General features: G+C 53.8%; 10 protein-coding genes and 1 pseudogene. 3 read left to right on the forward strand and 8 right to left on the reverse strand.

What is annotated here, in order from left to right; genetic code table 11:
• The 6 genes from arsC to cadR all read right to left on the reverse strand — a co-directional run.
• A partial coding sequence (gene arsC, locus COO59_RS20005; protein ID WP_103061418.1) for an arsenate reductase (glutaredoxin) occupies window positions 1-322 on the reverse strand: 322 nt, incomplete at its 3' end.
• A gap of 49 nt (window positions 323-371) precedes the next feature.
• Window positions 372-1,655 (reverse strand): arsenic transporter, encoded by a 1,284-nt coding sequence (locus tag COO59_RS20010; protein ID WP_103061419.1) that lies wholly within the window; start codon window positions 1,653-1,655, stop codon window positions 372-374.
• An 88-nt stretch (window positions 1,656-1,743) separates the two neighbouring features.
• Window positions 1,744-2,097: a metalloregulator ArsR/SmtB family transcription factor gene (locus COO59_RS20015; RefSeq protein ID WP_103061420.1), complete on the reverse strand. Its 354-nt coding sequence runs from the start codon at window positions 2,095-2,097 to the stop codon at window positions 1,744-1,746.
• A 252-nt stretch (window positions 2,098-2,349) separates the two neighbouring features.
• Entirely contained in the window at window positions 2,350-3,303 is a 954-nt protein-coding gene (locus COO59_RS20020) for an arsenic resistance protein (protein WP_233215904.1), read from the reverse strand.
• A 73-nt stretch (window positions 3,304-3,376) separates the two neighbouring features.
• The gene (locus COO59_RS20025; RefSeq protein WP_103061421.1) at window positions 3,377-3,742 is read right to left on the reverse strand and encodes an ArsR/SmtB family transcription factor; all 366 of its coding nucleotides are present in this window, start codon (window positions 3,740-3,742) and stop codon (window positions 3,377-3,379) included.
• A 288-nt stretch (window positions 3,743-4,030) separates the two neighbouring features.
• Window positions 4,031-4,489, reverse strand: coding sequence for a Cd(II)/Pb(II)-responsive transcriptional regulator (cadR, locus tag COO59_RS20030; RefSeq protein WP_031374861.1), 459 nt, complete (start codon window positions 4,487-4,489; stop codon window positions 4,031-4,033).
• Window positions 4,490-4,808: 319 nt separating this feature from the next.
• On the opposite strand from cadR, the gene COO59_RS20035 reads away from it, so the two are divergent.
• Window positions 4,809-7,199 carry a heavy metal translocating P-type ATPase gene (locus COO59_RS20035; RefSeq protein ID WP_072051050.1) on the forward strand — a complete coding sequence of 797 codons (2,391 nt, stop codon included), beginning with the start codon at window positions 4,809-4,811 and terminating at the stop codon, window positions 7,197-7,199.
• 222 nt (window positions 7,200-7,421) lie between these two features.
• Here the strand turns inward: COO59_RS20035 and COO59_RS21755 are convergent, their stop codons facing one another.
• Window positions 7,422-7,748, reverse strand: a complete 327-nt coding sequence (locus COO59_RS21755) for a four-helix bundle copper-binding protein (RefSeq protein WP_072051049.1) — start codon at window positions 7,746-7,748, stop codon at window positions 7,422-7,424.
• 289 nt (window positions 7,749-8,037) lie between these two features.
• Window positions 8,038-8,268, reverse strand: coding sequence for a hypothetical protein (locus tag COO59_RS20045; protein ID WP_094121210.1), 231 nt, complete (start codon window positions 8,266-8,268; stop codon window positions 8,038-8,040).
• Window positions 8,269-8,554: 286 nt separating this feature from the next.
• Between COO59_RS20045 and COO59_RS20050 the strand changes: the two are divergent.
• Window positions 8,555-9,541, forward strand: a pseudogene (locus COO59_RS20050) (copper resistance system multicopper oxidase); the annotation flags it as partial.
• A gap of 31 nt (window positions 9,542-9,572) precedes the next feature.
• The coding region (locus COO59_RS21370) for a hypothetical protein (RefSeq protein ID WP_047353184.1) at window positions 9,573-9,667 on the forward strand (95 nt) is incomplete at its 3' end.

Raw genomic sequence — 9,667 nt, forward strand, 5'->3', positions numbered from 1 at the left:
GACGACAGAGCCTTGTGCCGAGTGGCGTCACAACCACCGGGCGGTTGATGAGGATGGGGTGAGCCAGCATCGCATTCAGCAGTTCATCATCGCTGAACCGGTCTTCTGCCAGCCCCAGATGCTCATACGGCTCTGTATTTTTGCGCAGCAGGGCGCGTGCGCTGATACCCATATCTGCTATCAGCTTTTTCAGCTCGTCGCGGGTTGGTGGCGTCTCCAGATACAAAATCACTGTTGGCTCCACGCCACTGTTGCGGATAAGTGCCAGGGTGTTACGCGACGTCCCGCAGGCCGGGTTGTGGTAAATAGTGATATCAGTCATAAACGGTACTCCGTTACGGAGCTGCGCAGACGCAGCCCCGGGGTTAAGGTTAAACAGACAGGCGCAGGGCCAGCGCGGCCAGCGTCACAAAAAGCACCGGCAGGGTCATCACAATGCCCACGCGGAAGTAGTAGCCCCAGCTGACGGTAATGTTTTTCTGCGCCAGCACGTGCAGCCACAGCAGGGTCGCCAGGCTGCCGATGGGTGTGATTTTGGGGCCGAGATCGCAGCCGATGATGTTGGCGTAAATCATCGCCTCCTTCACCGCGCCCTGAGCCGTGCTGCCATCAATGGACAGGGCACCGACCAGGACGGTAGGCATGTTGTTCATCACCGATGACAAAAAGGCCGTCAAAAAACCGGTACCGAGCGTGGCGCTCCAGACGCCGTGTTCTGCAAACCGGTTCAGGATGGCTGAGAGGTAATCCGTCAGTCCGGCGTTGCGCAGGCCATATACTACGAGATACATACCCAGCGAGAAGATGACGATCTGCCAGGGCGCGCCTTTCAGCACTTTACGGGTGTCAATTACGTGCCCTTTCCGGGCAACAAGCCACAGAATAAATGCCGCCACCGCTGCCACCAGACTGACCGGAACGCCGAGCGGCTCCAGGGCAAAAAAACCGGCCAGCAGCAGGAGCAGGACCAGCCATCCGGCTTCAAAGGTTCGCATGTCTCGAATGGCTTCCCGTGGCACCTTCAGTTTCGCCAAGTCATAAGTGATCGGGAGGTCTTTACGGAAAAAGAGGTGAAGCATAACCAGCGTGGCCGCCACGGACGCGATATTTACCGGCACCATGACAGACGCATATTCGCTGAACCCCAGCTTAAAAAAGTCCGCCGTCACGATGTTGACCAGGTTCGATACGATGAGCGGCAGGCTGGATGTGTCCGCGATAAAGCCTGCCGCCATCACAAACGCCAGTGTGGCGCCGGGGCTGAAGCCCAGCGCCAGTAGCATGGCGATGACAATAGGCGTCAGGATAAGTGCCGCCCCGTCATTGGCAAACAGGGCCGCCACTGCCGCACCCAGCAGAACAATATACGTGAACAGCAGCCTGCCTTTACCGCCTCCCCAGCGGGAAACGTGCAGTGCAGCCCACTCAAAAAAGCCAGACTCATCAAGCAGCAGGCTGATGATAATAACCGCGATAAACGTGGCCGTGGCGTTCCAGACAATCTGCCAGACGGCCGGAATATCACCGATATGCACCACGCCGGTCAGCAGCGCCAGCGCGGCCCCGATAACTGCACTCCAGCCAATACTGAGTCCCTTTGGCTGCCAGATAACCAGCACCAGTGTCAGGACGAATATAGCGCCTGCCAGAAACATACTTTCTCCTTTGGATATAAAGCCTGTAAACGGGACTAAAGACAGCCCTGCTAACAAGTATGTAAAATCATATGTGTTTGGGTAAATTTCAAATGCAGACAGGCTTGCCGTTGGTGGTCGCGTTATTCCTTTCAGCCTGCTGGCTGAGTTGCAGAATGTCATCGCGCTGACACAGGTAAGCCTGCTCAATTACCGCAGCAGCCCAGGCGGGCATGTGTGGTGACAACCGATAATAAACCCACTTGCCGTCTCGCCTGTCGATAAGCAGACCGGCGTCTCTGAGTAACGCCAGATGCCGGGAAATTTTAGGCTGACTTTCTTTCAGCATTGACGTGAGTTCACAGACGCAAAGCTCTCCTTTTTCGCGCAACAGCAGCACCAGGCTGAGCCGGGTTTCGTCAGAAAGATTTTTAAAAAGTTGCAGGGGCAGAAGTGACGGCATAATTTCTCCTTCGTGGCGGACAGCAATAAGTCTCGTCTTCTGCAGACGAAAGGTCAATTTTATATTTATAAATTCATATATGTTGTGGCGGGCTGACTGCCTTTTCTGCACAGCTGTATGCGAACATAACTATTAACAGATGAGTTCAGACCTGCCTTAGCTGTGATCTGGACCGCCATGAAGATGGCAGCTTACCGGACGTGAACCTTTTATATAATAATGCCGCCACAGCGGGCGGCATATCACTTACGCTCACACGTTATTGCGCCCCAGTCTGGGGATGAGACGCACGTAAACCAGCTCGCTGATTAGCTCAACCATGGTCTGAGCCACGATAACAGCCGGCAGGACGGGCACCGCGCCCGGAACTGCCAGCGCCAGCGGTAATATGACCAGAGAGTTTCGGGTAGCGCCACTGAAGGCAATGGCTCTTCCTGCCGCGGGCTCCAGACGAAAAACCTTAGCCATGCTCCATCCGCACAAAGGTGCTAACGCAGCAAAAGCCAGATAGACAGGCACTGCCTGAACAGCAACAGACCAGGCTTCACCCAGCTGCGGCAGCATGGCGGCCACAACAATGAAAAGAACTGTCGCAGTTGCCGGAACGGGCAGCAGACCAATACATTCGGAAGCCTTTTGCGCTAAATGAATTTTGCGGGCCATAAACTGGGTTAGTGCAGCAAGGATCAGGGGGACAGCGATAAGCCAGATGAATGCATGAATAAAGGGTGCGGGCTGCACCAGTTCAGAGGCATTTTCGCCAAGAAATAAATGCAGGTATACCGGAAGCAACAGAATCTGCACCATAAGTAATACCGGCGTGGAGGCCAGTAAAAGACGGGCATCAGCACGACCAAGTTGCGAAAATGTCACCACGTAATCTATGCAGGGAGTAAGCAGGACCAGAAGCACGCCGAGGATAAGCACCGGGTTTTGCGGAAGAAAACTGACCAGTACTGCGACCAGAATCGGCACTAAAAGGAAATTAGTCAGCAGGAGAGGCAGAATAAAACGTACTCTCGTGAACGCACCGCCAAGTTCGGCCACGGGCACTTGCAGAAAGGTGACATAAAGCATCAGAGCCAGTGCGGGATTGATGGCACTTTCCAGGCGGTCAGTCCCCGGCAAAAGCATTGCTGAAAAACATCCGGCTGCCACTGCAACGAAATAAATGGCAATTTGACTATGCTCAAGCCGGTCCCTGATCCGTGCTGCTTTATTTGCTGTTTGCACAGGCTAAATCCCTCTGTGTTGGTTATTGTGACTGCAAAAGCGATGTTCAGGCATTATTTTCAGGCCCTGTTGGCATACCGGTACATTTAGAAAATAATTCGATGGCCTGATCGCAATAATGACAATGCCCCTGACAGCAGTCGTGCATCAGAAAGGCCACTAAATCGGCCAGGTCTGTCCAGCAGGCGCTGTAGATAACCGATTTGCCTTCGCGGCGACCGGAGATAAGGCCGGCGTGCTCGAGTTCTTTCAGGTGAAAAGACACTCTGGAGGGGGATGAAGCGTCGAGAGCGGCAGCAATGTCACCTGCGGACATGCCACCTGCGCCCGCTACAACAAGCATTCTGATTATTCTGAGTCGTGATTCATGTGCCAGTGCTGAGAACGCAATAAGTGCTCTGGTTTGCTCCATTATAATTCTTCATTTCATGAATATGTGAAATGAAGGGTATTTTATTCTGGAAACTTTTACCAGAGGCTATGCGATGCGGTTGAACCTTTGATGTTACTTTCCGGCGATCAGGGGCAGTCCTGCCAGGATACGCTACGAAACAAATGGAAAGTGAATGCTGAACGATGTCACACAGATTTTAACGGCAGCACATTTTCAGCTGACTGAATGGCCGGGCATGCCGGAGTAATATGGCAAAAAAAGCCTGTTTATTTAGTGAACCGTCCTGCTGATAGTAGAAAAGCAGCATCAGTATGAATGACTTCCGGCCAGATGACCTGCAGTTATAACCGGCACGATATCCTCAGGCTCTTCTGCCTGCTCCAGTTCGCGCAGAATACCGCAGTCCCGTGTTGCCCGATTGGCATTGCAGTGGCTCCGGAGCTCACAAAGTTGCTTTTCCAGCATATTCAGTTCACGGATGCGAGCCTGAACGTGGTTCAGATGTTCATTTATCAGGACATTGACCGAACCGCAGTCTGCATCAGGCTGGCTACGCGCCTGTAGCAGCACCCGGATTTCTTGATGAGTCATATCCAGCGCCCGACAGCGCCGGATAAACATCATCCTTTCCAGGTGCGCACTGTCATAATGGCGATAGTTATTACCCTGGTCCCGCAACGCGGCCTGCAGCAGGCCCTCACGCTCGTAATAACGCACCGTTTCTACCGGACATCCAGCCAGCCGGGCCAGCTCGCCAATTTTCATAACTCACCTCATCTGATCTTGACCCTGTAGTTACATCAGGGTCTTTAATGCCAGTATACGTTATGAACGGGATAAAGATATGAGTGACTGCTGCAGTAATAAAAAATGTGGTTCTGCCGCAACCGGAGAGGAGGCGTCTGTTAAAAAAAACGTTGCTGCCCCGGCAGAGGTATCCGGTAAAACGCTACAAAAAACGGCTGAGGCCACACCGGCCTGTTGCAGCACCGGCAGCTGCTGCTCACCGGACAGCCTGAGTCAGCCATCCGAATCGGTTACAGAGCATACCCGCAACGATGAAGTTCAGACGCGTCTGCGCATCATGCAGATGGACTGCCCGACGGAGGAGACGCTCCTCCGAAAAAAACTGGCAAAATTACCTGCCATCAGCAATCTTGACTTCAATCTGATGCAGAGGGTGCTCACCGTGACCCATACGCCGCAGGCGCTGGAGCCGGTTCTGCAGGCGGTGCGCTCGCTGGGTTTTGACCCGGAACCGATTGATAAAGCAATGCAGCCTGAAGGCAGCTGCTGTTCAGGCCGTGAGGCGGAAAGCACCGGCGGTTCCTGCTGCGCGCCTGCCCCTGTCACATTTGGTGAGCTGCAGACGCAGCAGGTGACCGCTGACGGGGTGCGTACCAGTATCAGGATCATGCAGATGGACTGCCCGGTAGAGGAGGGCATGATCCGTAAAAAGCTGGACGGCATGTCAGCCGTGAAGGAACTGGATTTCAATCTTATGCAGCGCGTACTGATGGTGGTTCACGCACCGGATGCGCTGGAGCCGGTTCTGGCCGCCATTCGTTCGCTGGGCTTTGAACCTGAACTTCCTGACAGCAATGGCCGGCACGCGGTCACTGAGGGAAAGAAAAAACCCTGGTGGCCGCTGGCGCTTGCCGGTGTGGCGGCAATCGCCGCCGAAGCCATGCACTGGACGGGCATGCCGGAATGGCTGGAAGCGGCTCTTGCTCTGGCTGCCGTTGCGGCCTGTGGCGTGTCCACATACAAAAAAGGCTGGATTGCACTGCGCAACGGCAACCTGAATATCAACGCGCTGATGAGTATTGCCGTCACCGGGGCGCTGGCGCTCGGACAGTGGCCGGAAGCCGCCATGGTAATGGTGCTGTTCACGATTGCGGAACTGATTGAAGCGAAGTCTCTTGATCGCGCCCGCAATGCCATCGGCTCTCTGATGAAGCTGACGCCTGAAACGGCCACGGTTCAGCAGCCGGACGGCTCCTGGAAAGAAACTGAGGCCAGGTCTGTATCCATTAACAGCTTGGTCAGGGTAAAACCTGGCGAGCGTATCGCCCTCGACGGCACGGTGATCCGGGGCAGGACCGCCATTAATCAGGCACCCATTACCGGCGAAAGCCTGCCGGTGGATAAAGGGGAAGGCGACCCGGTCTTCGCCGGGACGGTCAACGGCTCCGGTGGCTTTGAGTACCGGGTAACGGCCGCTGCCGGAAATACCACGCTGGCGCGTATCATTCATGCTGTGGCGGAAGCGCAGGGGGCAAAAGCCCCTACGCAGCGCTTTGTTGATCGCTTTGCGCAAATATATACCCCTGTGGTGTTTGCTATTGCTGTCGCAGTTGCCGTTCTCCCGCCGCTGATTGCAGGTGGAAGCTGGCAGGAATGGATTTACAAAGCGCTGGTGATGCTGGTTATCGCCTGCCCCTGTGCGCTGGTCATTTCCACGCCAGTGACCATCGTCAGCGGCCTGACGGCAGCAGCCCGCCGGGGGATATTGATCAAGGGCGGCGTTTATCTTGAAGAAGGCCGAAAGCTGAAGTGGCTGGCGCTCGACAAGACCGGCACACTGACGCACGGTAAGCCGGTACAGACGGATGCGATTATCTATACCGGTGTGTCAGAAGACGAGGGGCGCAGGCTGGCTGTGAGCCTGGCAGGTTACTCCGATCATCCGGTTTCGCAGGCTGTATCGGCGGCATCAGATGGCATTCAGCGTTATGAAGTAGAAAACTTTGAGGCTCTGCCGGGCCGTGGCGTGCGCGGCGTCATCAACGGTCAAACCTACAATCTGGGGAATCTGAGGCTGGCTGAAGAAACGGTGCGTTGCCCGGAAGCGGTCAGGGCTGCACTAACGGAACTGGAGACCGGGGGTAAAACGGTCATCATGCTCTCTGACACTCATCAGGTGCTTGGGCTGTTTGCGGTGGCTGATACGGTGAAGGAAAGCAGCCGCGAGGCGATAAGGCAGTTGCATAGTCTGGGTGTCAAAACGCTCATGCTGACCGGAGACAATGCGCACACGGCGCTGGCCATTGCCGGTCAGGTTGGTATCGATGAGGCGCGTGGGGATCAACTGCCGGAAGATAAACTGCGTGCCGTGGAAACATTTACGGCGCAGGGCACGACCGGCATGGTGGGCGACGGCATCAATGATGCACCGGCGCTGGCCCGCGCCGATATCGGCTTTGCTATGGGCGCAATGGGCACGGATACCGCCATCGAGACTGCCGATGTGGCCCTCATGGACGATGATTTGCGTAAAATTCCGGCTTTTGTCCGGCTCTCCAGGCAGACGTATAATGTTCTGGTTCAGAATATCGTTATGGCTATTGGGATCAAGGCAGTTTTTCTGGCCCTGACCATTGCCGGTATGGGGACCATGTGGATGGCCGTATTCGCGGATGTGGGTGCAAGCCTGCTTGTTGTGGCAAACGGGCTACGCCTGTTGCGTAAGTAGTCGGTATGGTTCCGTCCTGCCCGTAATCATGCCGCAGTCCAGAGCCCTCGCCACCTGAACAGTTTACAGGGCTCGTTCAGGTGGCCCTGTCTTTTGTTGCGCATTATCTGCTACAACTGCGTTTTTCCCGCGAAGGGCCAGGCAGGGCTGGCGACGCCAATTTACAGCTTTCCGGCGCATGAAGTAGCTGTCCCTTGCTTCGTACCGCAGATGACAGAAAAGTTATGCTGCCATATTTCTGCACTCCTGAGCACAATGATGGCATGCTTCTGCGCATTTTTTACAGTGTTCATGCTCATGTCGGGCGCACTCATCACCACATTTCTGGCAAATTTCTGCACAAACTCTGCAGAGTTCGGGAGCAAATTCGCTTTCAAGCGACATTAAATTTGCCGCTATCCGGCAGATGCTTGCGCACTGCATGTCCAGCCTTATGCATTCACGCATCATCTCCAGCTGAGGTTCTTTAAGGCATGACGTGGCACAGTAATCACAGGTGGCGGCACAGATATAGCAGGCTTCAATGCAGTTGCGATATTGTTCTGACATATTTTCCTCTCTTAACTTAGCTTATTTGCGAATACGTAATAAGCCTGGTACAGAATCTTCATTGCCGCAAAATACCGCTGTATTCAGCATGGGCGGCAGTTTAACGATGCGGAAAGCGGGAAGGCGGTAAAAAGAGCCCGTCGCAGCAAGACGGGCCGGCTCACGTAGGCCTTGAAAGAAGATTTACCGGAAAAAGCATTAACGATGAGGGTAAAACACAACCGCATCCCGGAGCAGTGACAGAAACGGACAGAAGATACCGGGAGAATCTTCTGTCCGGTGCAACCCCTTATTTTTCCTGCTGCATCATCCTTCGGTGCATATCAATGATGCTCTGATGTGCTGCAGAATTTGCATTATCCATACTCTGGTGCGCCAGGATGGCACGCTCATGTTCATTCATCATGGCAACAGCGTTGTTAGTTACCTGACCGTCCGGCTCTGAAACAGGATGCGGCTGTGCCCATACTGATGAGGCAGAAAACAGGGCCAGAAGAGAAACAAACATTAATTTTTTCATGTCGGCTGTCCTTACGAGTAAAAGTTAAATAATGGCGGGCCGGACGCTCTCCGGCTTCAGTCATTTTTATCGTACAGGAGAAAAATGCCTCCGCTCGAAAATGACATAAATGTAATGTAAAAACAGCAAGTTCCAACATTACACAATTGTAATCATGCCCGTCTTTCAGCTGTGATAGCTTTCCGGTAACAAAAAATAAACTTCCTGAACGGTAAGCACGGCTTGTGCTTGCGGAGCGGAGAGATTTTTTCTCCCGGGATACTGTGAATTTTGCCGGAGCTCAGTCATGGAACTTAAAAGTTCACGACGTAATTTTATTAAAGGGATAACCGCCACCGGTCTCGTGGGTGGCCTGGGGCTGAGAACGTTTGATGCGTTTTCGGCGGTAAACCTGATGCAGTCCCGTACGCTGGCCGGGACCGACTTTGATCTGTTTATCGGCGAAACGCCACTGAATATCACCGGTAAGACCCGTTATGCAAAAACCATAAATGCGGGTCTTCCGGGACCTCTGCTGCGCTGGAAAGAAGGCGACACTGTCACGTTAAGGGTAAAAAACCGCCTTTCAGAGCCGACCTCTGTTCACTGGCATGGCATTATCCTGCCGGCAAATATGGACGGCGTGCCGGGTCTCAGTTTTCACGGGATCGAACCGGACGACACGTATGTTTACTCCTTTAAAATAAAGCAGAACGGAACTTACTGGTATCACAGCCATTCCGGCCTGCAGGAGCAGGAAGGGGTATACGGTCCGATTATTATCGATGCCGCTGAACCTGAGCCGTTTCAGTGGGACAGCGAGCATGTTGTGCTGCTGACCGACTGGTCTGATGAAAAAGCCTCAGACATTCTCGCAAAACTGAAAAAACAATCAGATTATTACAACTTCGCTAAACCCACCGCTACCGACTTTTTCCGTGATGCGCGGGAGAAAGGCCTCGCGAATACGCTGGCTGACCGGAAAATGTGGGCCGAAATGAAGATGAACCCGACAGATTTAGCCGACGTCAGTGGTTTCACATACACCTACCTGATGAACGGACAGGGACCCGGTAAAAACTGGACCGGTCTGTTCCGTAAAGGTGAGAAAGTACGCCTGCGCTTCATTAACGGCTCGGCCATGTCTTATTTTGACGTTCGTATTCCCGGTCTGAAAATGACGGTCGTGGCCGCAGACGGGCAGTATGTCACCCCCGTGTCCGTTGATGAGTTCCGTATCGCCGTTGCCGAAACCTACGATGTGATCGTAGAGCCGACTGATGACGCTTACACGGCTTTGTTGAATAAATCGAACTTTTGCTGAGTTGAAGGATCAGATCACGTATCTTCCCGACAACGCAGACCGTTCCGTGGCAAAGCAAAAGTTCAAAATCACCAACTGGCCCACCTACAATAAAGC

The organism is Mixta theicola, assembly GCF_002895925.1.
Classification (GTDB): Bacteria; Pseudomonadota; Gammaproteobacteria; order Enterobacterales; family Enterobacteriaceae; genus Mixta; species Mixta theicola.

Coding starts and splice junctions, on each gene's coding strand:
- COO59_RS20025 (WP_103061421.1), bottom strand. CDS start 3,742: ATGGAGCAAACCAGAGCACTTATTGCGTTCTCAGCACTGGCACATGAA.
- COO59_RS20045 (WP_094121210.1), bottom strand. CDS start 8,268: ATGAAAAAATTAATGTTTGTTTCTCTTCTGGCCCTGTTTTCTGCCTCA.
- COO59_RS20035 (WP_072051050.1), top strand. CDS start 4,809: ATGCAGATGGACTGCCCGACGGAGGAGACGCTCCTCCGAAAAAAACTG.
- COO59_RS20015 (WP_103061420.1), bottom strand. CDS start 2,097: ATGCCGTCACTTCTGCCCCTGCAACTTTTTAAAAATCTTTCTGACGAA.
- cadR (WP_031374861.1), bottom strand. CDS start 4,489: ATGAAAATTGGCGAGCTGGCCCGGCTGGCTGGATGTCCGGTAGAAACG.
- COO59_RS21755 (WP_072051049.1), bottom strand. CDS start 7,748: ATGTCAGAACAATATCGCAACTGCATTGAAGCCTGCTATATCTGTGCC.
- COO59_RS20010 (WP_103061419.1), bottom strand. CDS start 1,655: ATGTTTCTGGCAGGCGCTATATTCGTCCTGACACTGGTGCTGGTTATC.